The organism is Micromonospora cabrerizensis, assembly GCF_022230955.1.
In the GTDB taxonomy this organism is placed as follows: domain Bacteria; phylum Actinomycetota; class Actinomycetes; order Mycobacteriales; family Micromonosporaceae; genus Micromonospora; species Micromonospora cabrerizensis.
Genome location: NZ_JAKKFI010000047.1, coordinates 157,676 through 179,650, shown reverse-complemented (window position 1 = coordinate 179,650; position 21,975 = coordinate 157,676). Strand labels below are relative to the sequence as shown.

General features: G+C 71.3%; 21 protein-coding genes. 5 read left to right on the top strand and 16 right to left on the bottom strand.

The features are described from left to right. Both LADH09A_RS07505 and LADH09A_RS07500 read right to left on the bottom strand, forming a co-directional pair. A partial coding sequence (locus LADH09A_RS07505; RefSeq protein ID WP_238644135.1) for a hypothetical protein occupies nt 1-294 on the bottom strand: 294 nt, incomplete at its 3' end. 195 nt (nt 295-489) lie between these two features. After that, a complete protein-coding gene (locus LADH09A_RS07500) occupies nt 490-1,116 on the bottom strand; it encodes a mycothiol-dependent nitroreductase Rv2466c family protein (RefSeq protein ID WP_238644134.1) in 627 nt (208 codons plus the stop codon). 220 nt (nt 1,117-1,336) lie between these two features. On the opposite strand from LADH09A_RS07500, the gene pepN reads away from it, so the two are divergent. The 3 genes from pepN (at nt 1,337) to LADH09A_RS07485 (ending at nt 7,649) form a co-directional block, all read left to right on the top strand. Then, entirely contained in the window at nt 1,337-3,886 is a 2,550-nt protein-coding gene (gene pepN, locus LADH09A_RS07495; protein WP_238644133.1) for an aminopeptidase N, read from the top strand. A gap of 474 nt (nt 3,887-4,360) precedes the next feature. Further along, nucleotides 4,361-7,411, top strand: coding sequence for an RHS repeat domain-containing protein (locus LADH09A_RS07490; protein WP_238644132.1), 3,051 nt, complete (start codon nt 4,361-4,363; stop codon nt 7,409-7,411). Nucleotides 7,412-7,463: 52 nt separating this feature from the next. Then, the gene (locus LADH09A_RS07485) at nt 7,464-7,649 is read left to right on the top strand and encodes a hypothetical protein (protein ID WP_238644131.1); all 186 of its coding nucleotides are present in this window, start codon (nt 7,464-7,466) and stop codon (nt 7,647-7,649) included. 65 nt (nt 7,650-7,714) lie between these two features. On the opposite strand, the gene LADH09A_RS07480 is transcribed toward LADH09A_RS07485, so the two are convergent. The 14 genes from LADH09A_RS07480 to LADH09A_RS07415 all read right to left on the bottom strand — a co-directional run bounded on the left by LADH09A_RS07480 (nt 7,715) and on the right by LADH09A_RS07415 (nt 20,735). Next, nucleotides 7,715-8,122 carry a DUF5130 family protein gene (locus LADH09A_RS07480; RefSeq protein WP_238644130.1) on the bottom strand — a complete coding sequence of 136 codons (408 nt, stop codon included), beginning with the start codon at nt 8,120-8,122 and terminating at the stop codon, nt 7,715-7,717. Then, entirely contained in the window at nt 8,109-8,429 is a 321-nt protein-coding gene (gene ctaJ, locus LADH09A_RS07475) for an aa3-type cytochrome oxidase subunit CtaJ (RefSeq protein ID WP_435795791.1), read from the bottom strand. The genes LADH09A_RS07480 and ctaJ overlap by 14 nt, the downstream gene beginning before the upstream one ends. A gap of 51 nt (nt 8,430-8,480) precedes the next feature. Then, complete coding sequence (locus LADH09A_RS07470) at nt 8,481-9,944, bottom strand: amidase (protein WP_238644129.1); 1,464 nt, start codon at nt 9,942-9,944, stop codon at nt 8,481-8,483. A 145-nt stretch (nt 9,945-10,089) separates the two neighbouring features. Then, complete coding sequence (locus tag LADH09A_RS07465; RefSeq protein WP_238644128.1) at nt 10,090-11,091, bottom strand: amidohydrolase family protein; 1,002 nt, start codon at nt 11,089-11,091, stop codon at nt 10,090-10,092. After that, on the bottom strand, nt 11,091-11,615 hold the full coding sequence (locus LADH09A_RS07460) for a 3-hydroxyanthranilate 3,4-dioxygenase (protein ID WP_238644127.1): 525 nt from the start codon (nt 11,613-11,615) through the stop codon (nt 11,091-11,093). Before LADH09A_RS07460 ends, LADH09A_RS07465 begins: the two co-directional genes overlap by 1 nt. Next, on the bottom strand, nt 11,612-12,034 hold the full coding sequence (locus LADH09A_RS07455; RefSeq protein ID WP_238644126.1) for a RidA family protein: 423 nt from the start codon (nt 12,032-12,034) through the stop codon (nt 11,612-11,614). The genes LADH09A_RS07460 and LADH09A_RS07455 overlap by 4 nt, the downstream gene beginning before the upstream one ends. Continuing rightward, entirely contained in the window at nt 12,031-12,804 is a 774-nt protein-coding gene (locus LADH09A_RS07450) for a 2-keto-4-pentenoate hydratase (RefSeq protein ID WP_238644125.1), read from the bottom strand. The genes LADH09A_RS07455 and LADH09A_RS07450 overlap by 4 nt, the downstream gene beginning before the upstream one ends. Continuing rightward, on the bottom strand, nt 12,801-13,865 hold the full coding sequence (gene dmpG / locus LADH09A_RS07445; protein ID WP_238644124.1) for a 4-hydroxy-2-oxovalerate aldolase: 1,065 nt from the start codon (nt 13,863-13,865) through the stop codon (nt 12,801-12,803). Before dmpG ends, LADH09A_RS07450 begins: the two co-directional genes overlap by 4 nt. Further along, nucleotides 13,862-14,797: an acetaldehyde dehydrogenase (acetylating) gene (locus LADH09A_RS07440; RefSeq protein ID WP_238644123.1), complete on the bottom strand. Its 936-nt coding sequence runs from the start codon at nt 14,795-14,797 to the stop codon at nt 13,862-13,864. The genes dmpG and LADH09A_RS07440 overlap by 4 nt, the downstream gene beginning before the upstream one ends. Then, the gene (locus LADH09A_RS07435; protein WP_238644122.1) at nt 14,794-15,591 is read right to left on the bottom strand and encodes a 2-keto-4-pentenoate hydratase; all 798 of its coding nucleotides are present in this window, start codon (nt 15,589-15,591) and stop codon (nt 14,794-14,796) included. Before LADH09A_RS07435 ends, LADH09A_RS07440 begins: the two co-directional genes overlap by 4 nt. Before the next feature lie 47 nt (nt 15,592-15,638). Next, nucleotides 15,639-17,120 (bottom strand): 2-hydroxymuconic semialdehyde dehydrogenase, encoded by a 1,482-nt coding sequence (locus tag LADH09A_RS07430; protein WP_238644147.1) that lies wholly within the window; start codon nt 17,118-17,120, stop codon nt 15,639-15,641. A 23-nt stretch (nt 17,121-17,143) separates the two neighbouring features. Next, nucleotides 17,144-18,481 carry an FAD-dependent oxidoreductase gene (locus LADH09A_RS07425; RefSeq protein ID WP_238644121.1) on the bottom strand — a complete coding sequence of 446 codons (1,338 nt, stop codon included), beginning with the start codon at nt 18,479-18,481 and terminating at the stop codon, nt 17,144-17,146. Continuing rightward, nucleotides 18,478-19,818 carry a kynureninase gene (gene kynU / locus LADH09A_RS07420; RefSeq protein ID WP_238644120.1) on the bottom strand — a complete coding sequence of 447 codons (1,341 nt, stop codon included), beginning with the start codon at nt 19,816-19,818 and terminating at the stop codon, nt 18,478-18,480. Before kynU ends, LADH09A_RS07425 begins: the two co-directional genes overlap by 4 nt. Nucleotides 19,819-19,832: 14 nt before the next feature. Then, nucleotides 19,833-20,735 carry a tryptophan 2,3-dioxygenase gene (locus tag LADH09A_RS07415; RefSeq protein WP_238644146.1) on the bottom strand — a complete coding sequence of 301 codons (903 nt, stop codon included), beginning with the start codon at nt 20,733-20,735 and terminating at the stop codon, nt 19,833-19,835. A gap of 148 nt (nt 20,736-20,883) precedes the next feature. Between LADH09A_RS07415 and LADH09A_RS07410 the strand changes: the two genes are divergently transcribed. Both LADH09A_RS07410 and LADH09A_RS07405 read left to right on the top strand, forming a co-directional pair. Continuing rightward, nucleotides 20,884-21,348, top strand: coding sequence for an Lrp/AsnC family transcriptional regulator (locus tag LADH09A_RS07410; protein WP_238644119.1), 465 nt, complete (start codon nt 20,884-20,886; stop codon nt 21,346-21,348). 104 nt (nt 21,349-21,452) lie between these two features. Further along, nucleotides 21,453-21,974 (top strand): hypothetical protein, encoded by a 522-nt coding sequence (locus LADH09A_RS07405; RefSeq protein ID WP_238644118.1) that lies wholly within the window; start codon nt 21,453-21,455, stop codon nt 21,972-21,974. The last annotated feature ends 1 nt before the right edge of the window (nt 21,975 follow it).

Genomic DNA, 21,975 nt, shown 5'->3' with positions numbered 1-21,975 from the left:
GGGCAGCGCCGGCACGGGCAGCTCCGCGGCGGACGGCACGAGTTCGGTCGGCCCGGAGTCGACGGCCGACGTCAGCGGGTCGGCCGACGCGGGCGGTGTGAGCCGGGAGGTCACCGGGACCCGGGCCACGCCCACCACGATGGGCGGCGCGAGCAGGTCGACCAGGTGGGCGGGCAGGTCCGGACGGACCACCGGCCAGCGGGAGTCGTCAACGGACCAGTAGGCCGCGCCGGGAGTGTCGATCACCCCCTGCCGGGTCAGCTGATCGTCACCGGACGCACGGTGCTTGGCCATCGGGATTGCCTCCACGAGCTGCGGGGTGCGGCCCTGCGGGTCGCTGCGGCGGACATGCAGGCCAACGAGCGCGGCGGTCTCCCGGTGACGGGGCGGGCATCGTCACGACGCGACACGCCGAGCGGAGCGCAGTGCGGAGGTGACCAGGGAGACGAAACGGCCCCCGACCCGACGCCGGGGGCCCTTCCGCACATCTCAGTCGAAGATCGGGTCCTGCTCACGGGTGCGCTTGAGCTCGTAGAAGCCCGGCGTGCCGGCGACCAGCAGGACGCCGTCCCAGAGCCGGCCCGCGGCCTCCCCCTTGGGAGCCGGGGTGATGACCGGGCCGAAGAACGCGACCGGGGTGCCGTCCGGGCCGGGCGCGTGGACGACCGGCGTGCCGACGTCCTGCCCGACCGGGCGCATCCCGGCCTCGTGGCTGGCCCGCAGCGCCTCGTCGTAGTCGGTGCTGTCGGCGGCGGCGGCCAGCGCCGGGTCCAGACCGGCGTCGGTCAGCGCGGCGACGTAGAGCGCGTGAGCCCGCTCCTCCTTGCCGAGGTGGATCCGGGTGCCGAGCGCGGTGTAGAGCGGGCGCAGGGCCTCGTTGCCGTAGCGCTGTTCGGCGGCGATGCAGACCCGCACCGGACCCCAGGCGGTCTTCAGGAACTCCTTGTACTGCTCGGGCAGCTCGTCCCGGCCGTCGTTGAGCACGGCGAGGCTCATCACGTGGAAACGGATGTCCACGTCACGGACCCGCTCGACCTCGAGCAGCCAGCGGGACGTGATCCACGCCCACGGGCAGGCCGGATCGAACCACATGTCGGCGGTGACACGATCGGTCACGGTGAGGTCCCTTCGCGACGGGGCGCCGGCAGTCCGGCGTCTCAGGGGAATCTTCACCCCGCAGCCCGTCGAGCGGCACCCGAATGAGAGCGTGACCTCGGCCACCGCGGGCTGCTTGCACATGGAAGACTCGGTTCGGGCCGGCCGCCACGAGCGGCTGGCAGACGGGCGCCGCCGGGCGTACGGCGAGATGTTGGGATGGAGACGAACAGTGCCGGGAGTGCGCAACCTGACGCAGGTCGAGGCGACCGAGCGGGCCCGCCTGCTCAACGTGACGGGGTACGACATCAGTCTGGACCTGTCGACCGCCGTGCTGGCGGCGGACGGCCGCACGTTCCGGTCCACGACCGAGGTGCGTTTCCGCTGCTCGGAGCCGGGTGCGAGCACGTTCATCGAGCTGGCCGCCGAGTCGGTGCGTTCCGCGACGCTGAACGGCGCCCCCGTCGACCTCTCCGACTGGTCGGCCGAGAAGGGCCTGGTCCTGTCCTCGTTGGACAGCGACAACACGCTGGTCGTCGACGCCGACTTCGGTTATTCCAACAGCGGCCAGGGCCTGCACCGCACTGTCGACCCGGTGGACGGCGAGACGTACCTCTACAGCCAGTTCGAGACGGCCGACGCGCAGCGGGTGTTCGCCTGCTTCGACCAGCCCGACCTGAAGAGCGTCTACACCTGGCACGCCACCGTGCCGGCGCACTGGCGGGCCGTGTCCAACATGCCGGTGCAGCGCGAGGAGCCGGCGGGTGAGGGGCTCAAGACCCTGCACTTCGCCGAGTCGCCCCGGATGAGCACCTACATCACCGCCATGTGCGCCGGTCCGTACCACGAGGTGCGCGACAGCCACGACGGCATCGACCTGGGGGTGTTCTGCCGCGCGTCGATGGCCCGCTACCTGGACGCCGACGACCTGTTCCTCATCACCAAGCAGGGCTTCGACTTCTTCCACGAGAAGTTCGGCGTGCGCTACCCGCTGCCGAAGTACGACCAGCTCTGGGTGCCCGACTTCAACGCCGGCGCGATGGAGAACTTCGGCTGCGTGACGCACGCCGAGTCGCACTACCTGTTCCGCTCGCAGGTCACCGACTTCGAGTACGAGCAGCGGGCCAACACGATCCTGCACGAGCTGGCCCACATGTGGTTCGGCGACCTGGTCACCATGCGCTGGTGGAACGACCTGTGGCTCAACGAGTCGTTCGCCGAGTGGGCCAGCCACTGGTGCAACACCAACGCCACCCGGTTCACCGAGGCGTGGACGACGTTCCTGTCCATCCGCAAGAACTGGGGCTACCGGCAGGACCAGCTCTCCTCCACGCACCCGGTCTACACCGAGATGCCGGACATGGAGGCCGTCGAGGTCAACTTCGACGGCATCACGTACGCCAAGGGCGCGAGCGTGCTCAAGCAGCTCGTCGCGTACGTGGGTGAGGAGCCGTTCGTCGCCGGTCTGCGGGCCTACTTCGGCAAGCACGCCTGGGGCAACGCCACCTTCGACGACCTGCTCACCGAGCTGGAGGCGGCCTCCGGCCGGGAGCTGCGCAAGTTCGCGGCGCAGTGGCTGGAGACCGCGCAGGTCAATACGCTGCGCCCGGAGGTGACGATCGGTGCGGACGGCGCCTACGAGCAGGTGGCGGTTCTGCAGGAGGCGCCGACCGCGTACCCGACGCTGCGGACGCACCGCATCGGCGTGGGCCTGTACGACCTGACCGACGGGCGGCTGGTGCGTCGCGAGCGCTACGAGGTGGACGTGGCCGGCGAGCGGACCGACCTCGCCGAGCTGCGTGGTGTCCGGGCCGCCGACGTGCTGCTGCTCAACGACGACGACCTGAGCTACACCAAGCTGCGCCTCGACGACCGGTCGATGGCCAACGTGGTGCAGCACATCGGTGGCTTCGAGTCGTCGCTGGCCCGGGCACTGTGCTGGACTGCCGCGTGGGACATGACCCGCGACGCGGAGCTGTCCGCCCGTGACTACGTGGCGCTCACGCTGAGCGGGCTGCCCGCCGAGACCGACATCAACCTGGTCACCGCCACCCTGCGGCAGGCGACCACCACGCTCACCGTGTACGCCGACCCGGCCTGGGCGCCGACCGGTTGGGCCGACCTGGCCCGTACCGCGCGTGACTCGCTCGCCAGCGCCGAGCCCGGCAGCGGGTTCCAGCTGGCCTGGGCTCGCGCGTTCACCTCGGCGGCCCGCTCCGACGAGGATCTGGCGACCCTGCGCGGCTGGTTGGACGGCACCGGTATGCCGGCCGGTCTGACCGTGGACACCGAGCTGCGCTGGTCGGTCCTCGCCGCGCTGGTGGCCAACGGCGCGGCCGGTGCCGCCGAGATCGAGGCGGAGCTGGCCGGCGACCGCACCGCCAGCGGTGAGCGGGAGGCCGCGTACGCCCAGGCGTTGTTGCCGACGGCCGAGAACAAGGCGGCCCTGTGGGCGCTGCTGACCGGCCCCGACTCGCTGCCCAACTGGCGGCACCGGGCGCTGTTGCAGGGCTTCGCGCACCCGACGCAGGTGGAGCTGATCGCCCCGTACCGGGAGCGGTACTTCGCGACGGTGGCGCAGGTGTGGGCCACCCGGGACAGCGAGCCGGCGCAGGAGTTCGCCCAGTTGGCGTACCCGACCTATCTGGTGGAGGACGACACGGTGGCGGCCACCGACGCGTGGCTGGCCGGCGACGGGCACCCCGGCCCGCTGCGTCGGCTGGTCGCCGAGGGCCGCGACGGCGTGCTGCGGGCGCTCAGGGCCCGCGCGAAGGACGCGCAGAGCGTCTGACCAGCGGTTGTCCGGCCCGGGGCCGGCGTGGGCGTAAGTCCGCGTCGGCCCCGGGCCGTTTTTCGTGTGCCGTCCGAAGATCAGGCTTTTGCGCACTTCTGTGACCGGCCAGTAACACGCAGCGATCAACATTGGTACGCATCGACGAAACTTTCCGGATCGCTGACAAAAGATGCGAACGGTTGTCATGCGTCAAGTAATCGACGTGTGACGATCTCGTGCGTTGTCGCCACCAACGCACGGGAGGAAACCGTGGCCTTACGCCGTCGCGCGTTCTGGACACTACTGGCCGTCACCGCATCGGTCCTCAAAGTACCGACGTCGCCCGCCACCGCCGCACTCGCTCGACCCGAACCCGCCACCGGGCCCACCGCGGCCCCGGCACAACCGGGCTCACCCGGCTCGTCCGCCAACATCGCCCTGGGCCCGTCGAGCGCGCCGGTGAACATGCTCGCCGGACCCATCTCGGTACCGGTGGGCACCGGATCGGTCCGCAACGGCTCGTTCACCAGCTTCGCGCTGACCGACCGGGTGACCGCCGAGGTCAACACCGGCTCGGGCAACCTACTCATCCGCAGCACCGACCTGGTGCTGCCGGGCATCGCCCGCGACCTCGTGCTCGGGTCGGCGTACAACAGTCTGTTCACCGGCAGCGGGCTGGCGACCGGGTCGCTCGGGCACGGCTGGCGCACCCGCTCCGGCGTGGACGTCAAGCTGATCAAGGCGGATGACAACTCGGTCACCTACGTCGCCTCCGACGGGGTGGTCGGCCGGTTCACGCCCAACGGCTCCGGCTACACCACACCGAACGAGTTCAAGGCGACCCTCGTCACCGACGGCACCGGGTGGAAGCTGACCGAGAGCGAGAGCGGCCGACGGCTCTACTTCACCGCGGCCGGGCTGCTGGACCGCAGCCTCGACCGCAACGACAACGTCACCGACTACACCTACGACGGCAACGGCCGGCTGACCACGGTCAAGTCCGACCGGGGCGCCCAGGCCGCCCGCACGGCCACTGTCTTCTACGGCGCCCACGGTTACATCTCCAAGATCGAGCAGCACGGCGACGGCGGCCTGTACCGGCGCGTCGAGTACGCGTACAACGCCAACGGCGACCTCACCGAGATCTGCTCGCTGACCGAGGACGACATCCGCTTCGCCTACGACTCGTCGCACCGGATCACGAAGATCTCCAGCGGGATCCGGGGTTCCGACCCGGGCTCGGTCGCCACCCTCACCTACGACTCCGCGCACCGGGTCACCTCGATCCAACGGGTCATCGACGAGCAGGAGGCCCCGGGAGCGATCGCCGTCACCCGGTGGGCGTACCCGTCGGCGACGCAGACCCTGATCGCGGACGCCAACACCAACCAGTCGCAGCCGGTCACGTCGGTGCCGCGCACCACGTACACGATCAACGCCGACAAGCGGGTGACCAAGGCCGTCGACCCGGAGGGCAAGACCCGGGAGAACTCGTACACGCCGTTCAACGACGTGCTGACCTCCACCAACGGCACGGGCGGCGTGACCAGCAACGGCTACGCGGCCAACGGCGGGCAGTCGTTGACCGCCTCGGCCGCACCGACGGGCGCGGACATCGCCTACTCGTACGCGAACGCCGCCACCCCCACCAACCCGACGGCGAACTTCCAACCATCGTCCAGTTCGGACGCCCAGGGCAACGCCAGCACCTACACGTACAACGGGGCTGGTAACCGGCTGTCGTCCAAGGACGCCCAGGCCGCCGAGGCGAAGGTCGAGTACAACAGCGACGGCACGGTGAAGTCCTCCACCGACCCGGGCAACGGCACGAACAAGACCACCTACGCGTACGACGCCAACAAGCAACTGATCTCGGTGACCCCGCCGAGCGGCACCTCGCTGGGCGTGCGAACGATCAACTACGACGAGTTCGGCCGGGTGCACGAGGCCACCGACGGCGCCGGGCGGACCACCCACTACGACTACGACCTGAACGACCGGGTCACGAAGATCACTTACTCGGACGCGACACACGAGGTCTCGTACACCTACGACGCCGCCGGCAACGTCTACGCCCGCGAGGACGGCAACAGCTACCAGAACTTCGCGTACGACCGGCTCAACCGGCTGGTCGGCCGGCAGGCGACGCACGAGTACCGGTACGACCCGGTCGGCAACCTCATCGAACTGCTGGACCAGCGGGGCAGCTCGGTGTACACGTACAACGCCCGCAACCTGCTCACCAAGCTGGTCGCCGCCACCGGCACCTACACCTTCACCTACGACGACGACGGGCGGCGGACCGGCACCAGACTCGCCGTCTCGTCGACGACAGTGGCCGAGACGGTCAACGCCTACGACCAGTCCGGCCGGCTCACCCGCACCACGAGCAAGCGCTGGCAGGCCGGTGCCGCCAGCACCGTCTTCGACGTGTCCTACTGCTACGCCAAGCGGGTCGGCACCGCCGCCTGCTCCACCGCCAAGAGCGACGACACCGGCCTACGGCAGTGGCAGACCGACCACCACCGCAGTGGCGCGGTGAGTGTCTACACCTACGACCAGGGCAACCGGCTCACCAAGGCCACCAGCATCGACGGCAAGACCTACGACTACGCGTACGACAGCAACGGCAACCGCACCTCGGTCAAGGTGGACGGCACCACCACGCAGACGCTGACGTACAACGCCGGCAACCAGGTCACCAGCTCCGGCTACAGCTACGACGCGGCCGGCAACCAGAAGACCGGCTCGGCGGCACGAGCCTTCGTCTACAACGCCCCCGGGCAGTTGACCAGCGGGAAGGACTCGACGAACGCGTCCGTCACCTGGGAGTACAACGGGCCCAACCAGATCGAGCTCGGCTGGAAGACCACCCCGTCGTTCGAGCACCAGTACCACTACGGGCTGGACGACCAGAACGGCCAGCCGATGCTGCAGAGCTACACGGTGCCCAGCTCGTACAGCAGGCACTACGTCGAGCGGGATCAGCGCGGCACCCCGCTGGGCTTCCGGGCGAAGACGAATGGGGTCTTCCACCACTACTTCTACGTCCTCGACGGTCTCGGCTCCGTGGTGGCGTTGGTGAAGCACGACGGCTCGCTGGCCGCCTCCTACACCTACGACCCGTACGGCAAGGTGGTCAGGACCGTCGACAACGGTGACGAGACCGAGGAGAACGCGCTCGGGTTCGCCGGTGGGTTACGCAGCGACGACCTCACCAAGTTCGGCCGCCGCTGGTACGACCCGGCGACGGGTCGCTTCACCCAGCAGGACACCCTCGCGTTCATCGGTGACCCGGCCACCGGCAACCGGTACGCGTACGCCGCCGCGAACCCGGTGAACTACCTCGACCCCACCGGCCTGGAAGTCGACTACGGCGAGTCCTGCGCGATCGGTGCCGCCGGCGGCCTCGTCACCGGGGCGATCGGTGGGGCGACCGGCGGGGTCGCCGGCGCCCTGGCCGGTGGTGCTCTCGGTGCGGTGGGAGGCTGCGCCGGTGGCATCGTCACCAAGTACCTGACCGACGAGGCCGACAAGGACTGACGGCGCGAGACGATTGATCCTGGTCGACATCGTGACGAGGGAGAACACGCGGATGAGAACGTCGCTACGACCGGTGCTCGCGACGGCGTTGGGGCTGCTACCGGTGTGCGTCCTGTTGGCGGTGCTCAACGACGGCCCGATCTGGGTCGGCCTGGTCAGCTGGGTCGTCGCCACCGCGGTGGTCGTCCCGCTCGGCCTGGCGCTCAACCGGCTCCGGTCCCGGAGCGGCCCACGCTGACGGTGGGCTGACACACGGCGAACCCCGGCCCGCACCTGCGGACCGGGGTTCGTCGGATGTGTGGGTCAGCCCTTGCCGGCGTGGCTGGCGAGCTGGTCGAGGCCGTTGATGATGCCACCGGCCAGGTCGCCGCCGCTGAACGCGCCAGCCATCGAGAGCGCGGCCAGCTTGGCGTACGTGTCGGGGATGCGCTTGCGCGCGTACCGCCCGGTGATGATCTCCAGCTGACGCTGGTTGGGCGACACGGCGATCAGCACCGACTTGTCCGGCTCGGCGAGCTGGCCGTGCAGCCGCTGGGCGTGCTCCCGGACGGGCTCGTCGAGACCACCGACGAAGACCGAGAAGACCAGGCCGGTGCCCTTGTCGGCAAGGCGCAGCGCCTCGTCGATGCGCAGCAGCTGGCGGGTCGAGAAGGGCCCGTCCAGCACCTCGGGCGGATTTTCCGACCCGGCGTGCTTCTCACCAACGGTCACTTGCGCCTCCGGTTCCACCGGCCGGCGCCTCGACGCTGGCCTGCTCAAGCTTGTGGCTGGTCAGCGCGGGCGCCTGCGCCCCCGCCGTCAGCGCGGTGCCGGCCGAGTCGGCCAGCTGCTCCGGGCGGCCCAGGAACCAGACCGGAGTGAAGTCGAAGGGCCGGCCCGGGCGGTAGCGCTTGGCACCGCCTCCACCGCCGGTGGCACCACCGCTGCTACCGGCGTAGGTGAGACCGGTGATGACCAGCACCGCGGCCAGCGGGATGCCGACGAAGACCAGCAACGTCTCGGTAACAGACAATCCCAACGCCCCCAGGCGGAAGAAGGACGACCTCGAACAAGCGGGTCGGATGGATGATCATGATGCCGGCCACCCGACGCCGTCACCATTCACGTTAGCGGAGTCGGCGGCCCGCCAGATTGCGGGGTGCCGATCCCATCCGTCACTGGAGTTCTCCAGTTGCGCAGCGGTCGCGATGAGTCGCGCGTCGTCGCCGTACCGGCCCGTGAGCAGCACCCCGACGGGCAGTCCGTCGCTGGTGCCGCCCACCGGCAGGGAGACGGAGGGATCCCCGGTGACGTTGAAGATGGCGCAGTAGGGCGAGAAGCGGCGTTGCCGGTCGAAGTCGGCGGCCGGGTCACCATCGGCGGTGAACCAGCCGACGGGCGCCTGCGGCGCGGCCAGGGTGGGGCAGAGCAGCAGGTCGACCCCGGCGGTGCGGCGGGCGCCGAGGCGGACCTGCGCCTGCAACTCGCCGAGGGTGGCGGCCAGCGTGCCGGCGGAGATCTCCGCGCCCCGGGCGCGCATCAGCCGGGTCAACGGCAGCAGCTCCGCCTCCCGCTGTGGCGGCACCGGGGCGAGCGCCAGCACGTACCAGAGGATCTCGAACAGCGGCCACACGGCCGGCCCGAGCGGCGGCGGCACCTCGACCACCTCGTGGCCGGCCGCGGTGAGCAGCGCGGCGGCCCGGTCCACGGCGGCCACGCAGTCGGGGTGCACCGGCTCGTCGGCGAGCATCGGTGTGGTGAACCGGCCGATCCGCAGCGGGCCGGGCTCGGCCCGGCGCGCCACGGCCAGATATCCGCCGGGCGGCGCGGGTGGCGACAGGTAGGGCTCGCCGGGGACCGGCACGGCCATCACGTCGAGCAGCGCGGCGACGTCGGCGACGGTGCGCCCGAGCGGGCCGCTGGTGGGCAGGCCGAACGCGCCGGAGCCGAGCGGCCCGCCGGAGACCACGCCCCGGCTGGGCTTGTAGCCGACCAGGCCGCAGAGCGACGCGGGGATGCGCAGCGAGCCGCCGCCGTCGGACCCCTGGGCGACCGGGACCAGCCCGGCAGCCACCGCCGCCGCCGCGCCGCCGCTGGACCCACCCGCCGTGTACGCCAACTGCCACGGATTGCGGGCCGGCGGCGCGACCCGGCCCTCCGAGTAGAGCGAACAGCCCAACTCGGAGGTGGTCGTCTTACCGAGGCTGATCAGGCCGGCGGCCTTGATGAACCGGACCACGTCGGCGTCGACCGGCGGGACGAAGTCGACGAAGGCGGCCGAGCCGAAGGTGGTGCGTACCCCGGCGGTGAGGGTCAGGTCCTTGATCGCGGTCGGCACACCGTGCAGCGGGCCGCGATTCTCGACGGGCGTGGCGTCGGCGGCGCGGGCGGCCTGCCGGGCGAGATCCTCGGTGACGGTGACGAACGCGCCCACGGTGTCGCCGAGGGCGGCCACCCGTCGTAGGTGGTGCTCGACAAGGTCGACGCTGGTCAGCTCGCCGCGGGCGATCGCGGCGGCCTGCTCCAACGCGGTCAGGTCGTGCGGCTCCGCCATCCCGTCATCCTGCCGCCCCGCGGCCCCCGGTGCACCCGACACACGCCGGACTCCCCCACCCACTCGGCCCACCGACCCGTAGATCTTGGACAGTTTCCGTCAGCGTCGGACGGAAACTGTCCAAGATCTCTGCTGCCAGGGGCGCTCAGCCGTACAGGAAGCGCCGGGCGTTGGTGGACCGGAGCTTGTCGCGCTGGTCGTCGGTGAGGAAGTCGGCGTCGCGGACCACCGCGCCGGCCGGACGCTCGCCCAGCGGGTACGGGTAGTCGCTGCCGACCAGCACCCGGTCCTCCCCCATCGTGTCGACCAGCAGTCGCAGGGCGGGCGCCGCGAAGACCACCGAGTCGACGCTGAACCGGTCGACGTAGCTGCTGGGCGGGGCGACGGACGCGCCACGGACCAGGTCGCCACGGCGGTGCCAGGCGTTGTCGGCGCGACCGAGCCAGAACGGGAAGCTGCCGCCACCGTGCGCGAAGCAGATCCGCAACGTCTCGGGCACCCGGTCGAAGACGCCGCCCAGGATCATCGCCAGCACCGACAGGTGCGTCTCGGCGGGCATCCCGGTGAGCCACCGGGCCATCCAGCGGGCCAGGCGCGGGCCGTCGGGCATGTCCCACGGGTGGACGAAGACGGGTGCGCCCACCTCGGCGCAGTGCTGGAGGAACGTGACCACCCCCGCGTCGTCCAGGTCCCGGTCGCCGACGTGGTTGCCGATCTCCACACCCACGTGCCCGGCGGCCAGGCTGCGATCCAGCTCGGCGCACGCGGCGTCCGGGTCCTGGAGGGGCACCTGGCAGAACGGCACCAGCCGGTCGCCACCGGCCGCGGTGACCTCCAGGGTCAGGTCGTTGAAGATGCGGGCGACCTTCACGGCCTGGTCGGCCGGGCGGTCGTAGCTGAAGAAGACCGGCGTGGGCGACACCACCTGCACGTCCACGCCGTCGGCGTCCATGTCGGCCAGCCGGCGCGACGCGTCCCAGCACTCGGCGCCGACCGGGCGGAACTCCGCCTCCCCCACCATGATCATGGCAGCGCGCTCGGAGTCGACCCGCAGCCACGGCCAGCCGGACCCACCGCACGCCGCGCCGAGGTCCGGCCACCCCTTCGGTACGACGTGCGTGTGCACGTCGACGACGCCTGCGGGCATCAGCCCTTGCCCGGGTGCAGGGTGCCGCAGTTGGCGCAGGTGCGTGCCTGCTCGTCGGCGTAGAACGCCTGGAACACCGGCGGTAGGTCGGCGGCGATGTCGCGGACCTGCAACTCGACCTCGTGCACCTTGCTGCCGCACTCCGGGCAGTACCACTGGAACGTCTCCAGCGTGCCCTCCTCACGGACCCGCTCGACCACCATGCCGATCGAGCCGGCCTCCGGCCGCTGCGGCGAGTGCGGGGTGTTGCGCGGCAGCATCCACATCTGACCCTCGCGCACGTGCACCGTACGCGGCCCCTCCGGGGTGATGAGGTTGATGTGCATGTTGCCCTTGACCTGGTAGAAGAACTCCTCGTACGGGTCCACGTGGAAGTCGGTGCGCTGGTTGGGCCCACCGACCACCATCACGATGAAGTCGTCCCCGCCGGGGAACATCTCCTTGTTGCCCACCGGCGGCTTCAACAGGTGCTGGTTGTCCGCGATCCACCCGGGAAAGCTGAACGGTTCGGCGATCTCACTCACGACTGACCTCCCGAGGGAAGAAGGGCCACGGCCTGGATCTCGATGAGCAGGTGCGGGTGCGGCAACTGGTGCACGGCCACCGTGGTGCGGGTCGGCCCGGACGCGTCGAAGAACTCCGCCCACACCTCGTTGTAGCCACCGAAGTCATTCATGTTGACCAGGTACGTGCTCACCTGGACGAGGTCGGCGAGGTCCGCGCCGACCGAGCGCAGCAGGTCCCGCACATTTTCGATGACCGCTCGCGTCTGCACCCGGATGTCGAGGTTCGTCGTGCCGAACCCGTCCACCTCGACACCGGCGAAGCTGTTGTCCGGCCGTCGCGACGACGTACCGGAGACGAAGACGAACCCGCCCGCGACCTTGACGTGCGGAAAGGCCCCCCGAGGCACGGCCTTCCCCGCCACCACCCGGGCGGTCACGACGAGGCCCGCAGCGATGCGGTGCCGAGCTTCTCCACGACCGCACGGACATGGGCGCCGGGACGCAGCGGAACGGCGGCGGTGGCGGCGCCGGCCAGGAAGACCCAGCCGGACTCCAGCCGCACACCGTGCCGGCCGGCCAGCCGGATGCCCTCGTCGAGGGCCCGGCGAGGATCGCCGAGGATCGCCGCCGTCGAGCCGACCTGCGCCACCCGGCCGTCGACCTCCAGCAGCACACCCAGGTTGTTTAGCCCCGCCGGCACCGGCGACCACGGCCCGATCACGAACGCGGCGGCCGAGGTGTTGTCGGCGATCACGTCCGGCAGCGAGAAGCGGAAGTCCGCGTACCGGGAGTCGATCAGCTCGATGGCCGGGGCGACCGCGCGGACCGCGCTGGTGAAGTCTCCGACCGGCTCACCCGGCTCGGGCAGCCGGTCCAGCAGGAACGCCACCTCCGGCTCGACCCGGGGGTGGATGTACGCGGACCGGTCCACCACGCCACCGTCGGGCACCCGCATCGCGTTGGTGAGCCGCCCCCAGATCACCTCGTCCACGCCGACCTGGGCCATCTTCGCCCTGCTGGTCAGCCCCATCTTCAGCCCGACGAGCCGCTCACCGGCGTCCACCCGCCGCCGCAGCAGCGCGGCCTGCACGCCGTACGCGGCGTCCACGTCGAGGCCGGTCTCGGCGGCGAGCTGCGGAATCGCGGTGGCCGTGGCCGCTGCCACGCCCAGCTTCTCGGCGATCCCGGCGATGTCCGGTCCGATCATGACTGTTGCTCCTTGCCGGCCAGGTCGAGTGCGACGTCCACGATCATGTCCTCCTGGCCGCCGACCATCCGGCGGCGGCCCAGCTCGACCAGGATCGACCGGACGTCCACGCCGTACTTGGTGGAGGCCCGCTCGGCGTGCCGCAGGAAGCTGGAGTAGACCCCCGCGTACCCCAGGGAGAGCGTCTCCCGGTCCACCTGGACCGGCCGGTCCTGCAACGGGCGGACGATGTCGTCGGCCGCGTCCATCAGCGCGAACACGTCGCAGCCGTGCTTCCAGCCGTGCAGCTCGGCGACCGCCACGAAGACCTCCAGCGGCGCGTTGCCGGCGCCCGCGCCCATGCCGGCGAGGGACGCGTCGACGCGGACGGTCCGGCCGTGCGCCGCGTCCGGGCCGACCGGGGCGGACCCGGTGACCCGACCGTGTTCGACGGCGAGCACGCTGTTGGCGACCCCGAGCGACAGGTTGTGGTGCGCGTGGATGCCGATCTGCGTGTCCGGGGAGAGGACCTGCCGGTACGCGTCGACCCGCTGCGCCACGTCGGACATCAGCAGCCGACCGCCGGAGTCGGTGACGTAGACGCAGTGCGCGCCGTAGGACTCCATGAGCTTGGCCTGCCCGGCGAGCGCCGCCGGATCGTTCATGTGCGACATCATCAGGAACCCGGCCACGTCCATGCCGTTCTCCCGCGCCCAGGAGATGTGCTGGGCGGAGATGTCCGCCTCAGTGCAGTGGGTGGCGATCCGGACGCTTGTCACCCCGAGAGCCTTCGCGGCCTTCAGGTCGGCGATCGTGCCGATGCCCGGCAGCAGCAGCGTGGTCAGCTTCGCCGTGGTGAGCACCTCGGCGGCTGCGGAGATCCACTCGGCGTCGCTGGCCGCGCCGTGGCCGTAGTTGACGCTGGAACCGGCGAGCCCGTCGCCGTGCGCCACCTCGATCGCGGCCACCCCGGCGGCGTCCAGCGCGGCGGCGATGGTGCGGACCTGCTCGACGGTGTACTGGTGGGCGATGGCGTGCATGCCGTCGCGCAGCGTCACGTCCTGGATGTACAGGTCGGTCATGGCGCGACCACCTCCGAAGAACGCAGGGCGACCAGCCGCTCCGCGGTACGCAGCGCGGCGGAGGTCATGATGTCCAGGTTCCCGGCGTACGCCGGCAGGTAGTGACCGGCACCGGAGACCTCCAGGAAGACCGACACCTGCAACGCGGTGAGCTGCCGCCCGAGCGTCGGCACGTACGCCTGCACCCGGTCGAACTGCACGTCCTGCTTGAGCCGGTAGCCGGGGACGTACTCCTGCACCGCCGCCACCATCTCCGCCACCGAGGCGGCGATGGCGTCGGTGTCGGCGTCCGCGTCCGGGCAGAGGCAGTAGACGGTGTCCCGCATGAGCAGCGGTGGGTCCGCCGGGTTCAGCACGATGATCGCCTTGCCCCGCTCGGCCCCACCGACCACCTCGATGGCCCGAGCGGTGGTCTCGGTGAACTCGTCGATGTTGGCCCGGGTGCCCGGACCGGCCGACCGGGACGCGATCGAGGCGACGATCTCCCCGTACGCCACCGGGGTGACCCGGCGTACCGCGGCGACGATCGGCACTGTCGCCTGCCCGCCGCAGGTCACCATGTTGACGTTCGACTCGTGCAGGTGCTCGTCGAGGTTGACCGGCGGCACCACGTACGGGCCGAGCGCGGCCGGGGTCAGGTCGACCACCGTGCGGCCGTGCGCGCGCAGCACCTCGTCGTGGCGTCGGTGCGCGCCCGCCGAGGTGGCGTCGAAGACCAACTGGACGTCGGCGAACTCGGGCATCGCCACCAGCCCGTCCACGCCGTCGGCGGTGGTGGCCACGCCGAGCCGGCGGGCCCGGGCAAGCCCGTCGGACTCCGGGTCGATGCCGGCCATCGCCACCATTCGCAGGCTGTCACTCAGCCGCAGCACTTTGATCATCAGATCGGTGCCGATGTTTCCCGATCCCAGCACCGCCACGTTGGTGGTCACTGGCCGCTCCTGTCGCTGAAGGAGGTCCGCACCGAGCCGAGCCCGGAGATCCGTGCCTCGTACGCGGCTCCCGGGGTGACCGGCACCATCGGGCCGAGCGCCCCGGAGAGCACCACGTCCCCGGCGCGCAGCGGGTCACCGGCGCGAGCGAGCGTGCCGGCCAACCAGTGCAGGGCGTGCAGCGGGTTGCCCAGGCAGGCCGCGCCCGCGCCGACCGAGACCGGCTCGCCGGCGTGCTCCAGCACCATCCCGCACAGTCGCAGGTCCACGTCGGCGAGCCGGCGCGGCGTGGTGCCGAGCACGAAGAGCCCGCTGGAGGCGTTGTCGGCGACGGTGTCCACGATGGAGATGTCCCAGCCCGCGATGCGCGAGTCGACGATCTCGATCGCCGGCAGCACGTGGTCCACCGCGCGGATCAGGTCGACAGTGGTGATCTGCGGGTCGGCGAGGTCCTTGTCGAGCACGAACGCGATCTCCGCCTCGACCCGCGGCTGGAGCAGCCGGTCGATGTGCACCTCGACCCCGTCGCCGACCGCCATGGCGTCGGTCAGCATCCCGAAGTCCGGTTGGAACACCCCGAAGGTCTCCTGCACCGCCCGGGAGGTCAGCCCGATCTTCGCGCCGACCCGGCGCTCGCCGCGGCCCTGCCAGGCCCGCGCCTGGAGCTGCTGCACGCGGTACGCGGACTCGACGTCACCCTCCGGCAGCAGCCGCCCGCGCAGCGGTGGGCAGGGCTTGCCGGTGCTGCGGGCGTCGGCCAGCTCCCGGTTGGCGGCCTCGATGTCAGCTTCCATGCCCGCTCCCTCGCTACGACTCACGACAGGTCCACGCTCGCTACCGCTCACGACAGGTCCACGCAGACGTTGGTGAGTTCGGAGTAGAAGTTCAGCGAGTGCACGCCGCCCTCCCGGCCGATGCCGGACGCCTTCACCCCGCCGAACGGGGTACGCAGGTCCCGCAGGAACCACGTGTTGACCCACACGATGCCGGCATCCAGCCGGGCACCGGCCCGGTGTGCGACGCCCACGTCCCGGGTCCACACGGTCGCCGCGAGGCCGTACTCGGTGCTGTTGGCGAGCGCGTACGCCTCGTCCTCGGTGTCGAACGGCGCGACGTGCACCACCGGGCCGAAGATCTCCTCGCGGTTGGTACGCGCCTGCGCGCCGAGCCCGGTGAGCACTGTCGGCTGCACGTACGACCCGCCGTCGCGGGCGTCGCCGAAGGTGGGCGTGCCGCCACCGGTGAGCACCTCGGCGCCCTCGGCGCGGGCCAGCTCGTACGCGCCGAGCACCTTCGACCGGTGCTGGTGGGAGATCAGCGGCATCGTCGCGGTGGCCTCGTCGGTCGGCCACCCGTACGTCAGCTCACCGGCCCGCTTCGCCAGCCGGGCCGTGAACTCCTCGAAGACCGGGCGCTGCACGTAGATGCGTTCGGTGCAGAGGCACACCTGCCCGCCATTGGTGAAACTGGAGCGCACCGAACCGGCCACCGCGGCGTCCAGGTCGGCGTCGGCGAAGACCAGGCCCGCGTTCTTGCCGCCCAGCTCGAAGCTGACCGCCTTCACACCGTCGGCGGCGGCCCGCATGATCGCGCCGCCGGTGGCCGACTCGCCGGTGAAGGTGATCGCGTCCACTCCGGGGTGGCGGGTGAGGAACTCCCCCGCCGAGTCCGGCCCGAACCCGTGCACCAGGTTGAACACCCCGGCCGGTACGCCAGCGGCGGCCATCACCTCGGCAAGCACCGTCGCCGAGGCGGGTGTCTCCTCGCTGGGCTTGACCACCACGGCGTTGCCGCAGGCCAGCGCCGGGGCGACCTTCCACGTGAGCAGCAGCAGTGGCAGGTTCCACGGCACGATGACCGCGACCACGCCGACCGGCTTGCGCAGGGCGTAGTTGAGCGCCCGGCCACCGGTCGGGGTGACCGTCGTGAACGACTCGGTGGGCGCGGTCGCGACGATCTCCGCGAACGCCCGGAAGTTCGCCGCACCGCGAGGAATGTCCAGCGTGCGGGCCTGGGCGATGGACTTGCCGGTGTCGGCGACCTCGGCGGTGACCAGATCGTCGAAGCGGCGCTCCAACTCGTCGGCGACCCGGCGCAGCACCTCGGCGCGTTCCCGTTCGCCCATCCGGCCCCACGGCCCGCGCAGAGCCGCCCGGGCGGCGGCCACGGCGTCGTCCACGGTGGACCTCGACGCCTCGTCCACCTCGAAGACCTGGTCCCCGGTGACGGGGCTGGCCTTGGCGAACGTCGACCCGCCGTCGACGAACTCGCCAGCGACGAAGTTGCGCAACCGCTGCGGGCCACCCGGCGCGTGGCCGGCCATCAGTCGCGGGTCCCACAAGCCGGTCATGCCTGCCTCCCTCGGCTCAGTGCCGCGCCGATCGCGCCGACCAGCAGCAACGCGGCCGCACCGACGACCGCCCCCAGCACCCGGTGCTGTCGACGCACCTGGCGGCGCACCTCCGCGTACGGGGTGGTGGAGAACGACACCAGCTCGTACTGCGAAACGTACCGGCCGGGGAGGGCTCGCTCCAGCGCGTGCTCCACCCGCCGCCGCGCCTGGAAGACCGGGGAGGCGACCTTGTCTCGCATCTCCACGAAGTTGGTCAGCGCCATCGTCGCGATGGCCTCGGCGTTCTCCTGCCGGCGTCGCTGGAACAGGGGCAGCGCCGCCAGCCAGTCGTCGGTGCACTCGTCCAGGCAGCGGTCCAGCTCGACCACGTCCTCGAAGGCGCAGTTGGCGCCCTGCCCGTAGAAGGGCACGATCGCGTGCGCCGCGTCCCCGAGCAGGCCGACGCTCCCGTTGACCTGCCAGGGCGTGCAGCGAACCGTGCCGAGCACGCCCACCGGGTTGTGCTGGTAGTCGTCGACGAGGTTCGGGGCCAGCGGGATGACGTCCGGGTAGTGCTCGGCGAAGTGCCGCTCGATCTCGGCCGGGCCGGTCAGCGAGGCGAAGCTGCCGACGCCGTCGTTGGGCCAGAACAACGTGCAGGTGAAGGAGCGGTCCGGGTTCGGCAACGCGATCATCATCGAGGTGCCGCGCGGCCAGATGTGCAGGGCGTCCGGGTCCAGGGAGAAGTCCCCGCCCAGCGGCGGGATCGTCAACTCCTTGTAGCCGTAGTCGAGGAAGTCCACGCTCTCGTTCAGCAACCCGTACGCCAGCAACTGCCCCCGCACCGCGGAGCCGGCGCCGTCGGCACCCAGCACGACCGACGCCTTGGCGGCGACAGTGCCCTGCGGGGTCTCGAAGCTCAGCGAGCCGTCGGTCGGGTCGAGCCCGACCAACCGGTGGTCGAAGACGACCCGCACACCGGGCAGCGCGGTGGCCTCGTCCAGCAGGGCGTTGTTCAGCGCGCCCCGGCTGATCGAGTTGATCGCCCGGTCGCCGGCCGCGCTGTACGACTGGAACTGCTGCTCCCCCTCGACCGGGTGGATCATCCGGCCCCGCATCGGCAGCGCGTCGGTCATCACCTGCTCGGCGAGCCCGATCCGGCGCAACGCGTCCAGGCCGCGCTCGGAGAGCGCCAGGTTGATCGAGCGGCCCCGCTCGGCCGTACCGGCCCGCGGGTCGGAGCGGCGCTCGTAGAGCGCCACCGGGTAGCCGCGCCGGGCCAGAAAGCAGGCGGCCAGACAACCGGCCAGGCCGGCACCGATGATCGCGACCTCGTCGCGCCGCGCGGTCACGGGTTCACCTTCCCCACGGTCGCCGCGAGCGCCGCCGCGGCCCGCCAACAGTCGTGGTACGTGGAGTAGAGGGGCACCGGGGCGAAGCGGACGACGTCCGGTTCGCGGGCGTCGGCGATGACGCCGTGCTCGTGTCGCAGGCGTTTGGTCAGCTCCGCCGCGCTGCCGGCGCCGATGCGCACCGAGAGTTGGCAGCCCCGCCGGGCCGGGTCGCGCGGGGTGACCACGCGCAGCGGCCGGCCCACCACGACCTCGTCGAGCAGCGACTCCAACCAGCCGGTGAGCCGCAGGCTGCGCGCGCGCAACGCCGGCATACCGACCGCGTCGAACACCTCCAGCGAGGTGCGCACCGGGCCCATCGCGAAGATCGGCGGGTTGGAGATCTGCCAGGCCTCCACGGTGGCGGGTGGCCGCGACACCGGGGTCATCTCGAAGCGGGTGGCCGCCGCGGTGCTCCACCACCCCTCGAAGCGGGGCAGGGTCTCGTCGCCGAGGTGCCGCTCGTGCACGAAGACGCCGGCCAGGGCACCAGGGCCCGAGTTGAGGTACTTGTAGGAACACCACGCGGCGAAGTCGACATCCCAGTCGTGCAGGGACAGCGGCACGTTGCCGACCGCGTGGGCCAGGTCCCAACCGACCACCGCGCCGGCCGCCCGGCCGGCAGCCGTGATCGCCGGGATGTCCAGCAGCTCACCGGTGAGGTAGTTGACCCCGCCGAGCAGCACCAGCGCCACCCGCTCGCCCTCGGCGGCCAGGTAGTCGGTCACGTCCTCGGTGCGCAGGGCGTCCTCACCGTCGCGCGGGCGCAGCCGGACCACGGTGTCGTCCGGGTCCAGGCCGTGGAACCTGGCCTGGCTGCGCACCGCGTAGCTGTCCGACGGGAAGGCCGCGTCCTCGATGACGATGCGCGTGCGCACGCCGGCCGGGCGGTAGAAACTCACCATCAGCAGGTGCAGGTTGACCGTGAGCGAGTTCATCACCACGGTCTCCGCCGGTCGGCCGCCAACCAGTCGCGCGGCCGGCGCGGTCAACAACTCGTGGTACGGCAGCCAGGCCCGCGCCGCCTCGACATGCCCCTCGACGCCGAGCCGCGCCCAGGCGTCCAGGTCGGCGAGGAGTTCGTCGCGGGTGGCCCGGGGTTGCAGGCCGAGCGAGTTGCCGGCCAGGTACGCCGACTCGGGGTGGTCGCCGCCGTCTGCCGGGGGTACGTGGAACAGGTGCCGGTGACCCGGGTCAACCTCGTCGAGGCGGTGGGCTTCGGCCTCGCCTCCGGCGAGGCGGTGGGCTTGGGCCTCGCCTCCGGCGAGGCGGTGCGCCTCTTGTTCTGGGGTGTGCATGTCTCGCTCTCCGGTCACATCGCGGTGCGGGCCGACCACAGCTCCGGGAAGACCACCCGGGCCATGCTGCGTTGCAGCCACGCCAGGCCGGCGGAGCCTCCGCTGCCGACCTTGGCGCCCATCGTGCGCTGCACCGCCTTGACGTGGTTCCACCGCCAGTCGCCGAACTCCTCGGCGACGGCGCTCAGCGCCTCACCGAGCAGTCGCAGGTGGTTGTCCGGGCCGCCGTCGTCGTAGATCCGCACCCAGGCCGCCTCGACCGACGGCTGCGGGTCGTGTTCGACGGCCACGTCCCGGTCGAGCAGGTCGGCGGGCAGGTCGAAGCCGCGTCGGGCGAGCAGCGCGAGCACATCGTCCCAGAGGCTCGGGGCGGCCAGCGCGTCGGTCAGCGCCGCGTACACCTCGGTCTGCCGACGGAACGGGCGGATCAGCGTCGGGTCGCGCAGCCCGAGCAGGAACTCCAACTGCCGGTACATGGCCGACTGGAAGCCGGAGGCCTCGCCGAGCAGGTTGCGGAACCGGTTGAAGTCGGCCGGGCTCATCCACCGCAGGCCCTGCCAGGCGGCGTTGAGCCCCTCCAGGTGCAGCTTGGCCCGGCGCAACGGGGCCATCGCCTCCCAGACCTGGTCGGCGCGGATCAGCCGCTGGGCCTCCCGCAACTCGTGGCAGGTCAGCCCGAAGTACAGCTCCATGATCTGACTGACCATCAGGAAGGACATCTCGCCCGGGTCGTCGCTGAGCGGCTGCTGCATCCGGTGCAGGGCGCTGGCCTGCACGTACGCGTCGTACGGCACCATGTCGGCGAACTCCAGCGTGGGCACGCCACCGGTGCGCGCCGCCTGGGCGACCCGCTGCCCCGGGGTCACCGGTCGCACCGTGGCGGGGCGGTTCGGCGCCCGCCGCTCCGTCTGATCCACCATCTCGTCTCCCTCCCCCGGACTGGTCGAGGTCATGATCCCTCGGTCGGATCGGCCTACGGAATGCCGGATCAACGGCTCTCGCCGCCTTCTCCTGACGAACCAAAGGCAACTAGGCGAAGTCGGTTCACGAAAGTAAGGTCTGAGCGTGGATGACATGGACTGGGCGCTGCTGCGCGAGTTGCAGGCCGACGCGCGGCTGTCGTTCAGCGAGTTGTCCCGGCGGGTGCACCTGTCCCCACCGGCGGTCGCCGAGCGGGTCCGGCGGCTGGAGGAGTCCGGTGTCATCACCGGCTACCACGCCCACGTCGACCTCAGCCGAGCCGGCCGCACCGTGATCGCGCTGATCAGGATGTCCTGCTACGGCGCGCGGTGCATCCTGCACGACCCGACGGTGGCGGCCTGGCCGGAGATCCTGGAGATCCACCGGATCACCGGGGACGCGTGCAGCGTGCTGAAGGTGGCCGCCGGCTCGATCGGCGCGTTCGAGGGGGTCATCGACCGACTCGCCCCGTACGGCCAGCCGTCGAGCACGATGGTCCTGTCGTCCCCGCTGGGCTGGCAGCCGGTCACGCCGCTCCCCCCGACCGGGGTCGCCCCGCGTCAGCGCTGACCCACCCACCCCCACCGTCTACGGGTTTGCTCCCGCGCCAGCGGGAAAGCAGCGCGCGTGCCCAGGGGAGGGTTCCGGCGGTCGTCGCCGGTTGGGGGGAAATCATGCAGGGAATCCGCACGATCAACCGCGCGCTCTCGTCCGCACTGACACTGGTCGGGCTGGTCGGGGCGTTCGTCCTGATGTCTGTGGCGCCGGCCCGTGCCGGCGAGAACACCTTCGTCGAGGTGACGCCGAACAGCGCCCAGGCCGGTAGCCGGGTCACGATCCGGGCGAGTTGCGACAACGACAACAACAGGCAGGCCAACGTGCACTCCGAGGCCTTCGATCACGTGATGCTCAGACCGGACAACGGCTTCCTCAAGGGGCAGGTCAGCATTCCGGGCAACAAGCAGGCCGGCGACTACGCGGTCGACCTGCGCTGCCAGAACGGCCAGACGGCCACGACGAACCTGACCGTGCTGAACATGGCGTCGCCCAGCAAGGGGCCGGCGACCGGGGGCGGCGGAACGGCCGGCGGTCGCGGCACCGGCTCGCTGCTGGTGCTCGGCGGCGTCGCGCTGGTGGCCACGGCGATCGCGCTCGGCATGGCGGGCGGCCGGCGTCGGACCGGGGCCGGCTCCTGAG

What these genes read in the sequence shown, in the direction of transcription:
- LADH09A_RS07485 (WP_238644131.1), top strand. Translation starts at nt 7,464, where the DNA reads ATGAGAACGTCGCTACGACCGGTGCTCGCGACGGCGTTGGGGCTGCTA.
- LADH09A_RS07465 (WP_238644128.1), bottom strand. Translation starts at nt 11,091, where the DNA reads ATGCCCGCAGGCGTCGTCGACGTGCACACGCACGTCGTACCGAAGGGG.
- LADH09A_RS07430 (WP_238644147.1), bottom strand. Translation starts at nt 17,120, where the DNA reads ATGGCCGGCCACGCGCCGGGTGGCCCGCAGCGGTTGCGCAACTTCGTC.
- kynU (WP_238644120.1), bottom strand. Translation starts at nt 19,818, where the DNA reads ATGCACACCCCAGAACAAGAGGCGCACCGCCTCGCCGGAGGCGAGGCC.
- dmpG (WP_238644124.1), bottom strand. Translation starts at nt 13,865, where the DNA reads ATGACCGACCTGTACATCCAGGACGTGACGCTGCGCGACGGCATGCAC.
- LADH09A_RS07405 (WP_238644118.1), top strand. Translation starts at nt 21,453, where the DNA reads ATGCAGGGAATCCGCACGATCAACCGCGCGCTCTCGTCCGCACTGACA.
- LADH09A_RS07435 (WP_238644122.1), bottom strand. Translation starts at nt 15,591, where the DNA reads ATGGAAGCTGACATCGAGGCCGCCAACCGGGAGCTGGCCGACGCCCGC.
- LADH09A_RS07470 (WP_238644129.1), bottom strand. Translation starts at nt 9,944, where the DNA reads ATGGCGGAGCCGCACGACCTGACCGCGTTGGAGCAGGCCGCCGCGATC.
- LADH09A_RS07450 (WP_238644125.1), bottom strand. Translation starts at nt 12,804, where the DNA reads ATGATCGGACCGGACATCGCCGGGATCGCCGAGAAGCTGGGCGTGGCA.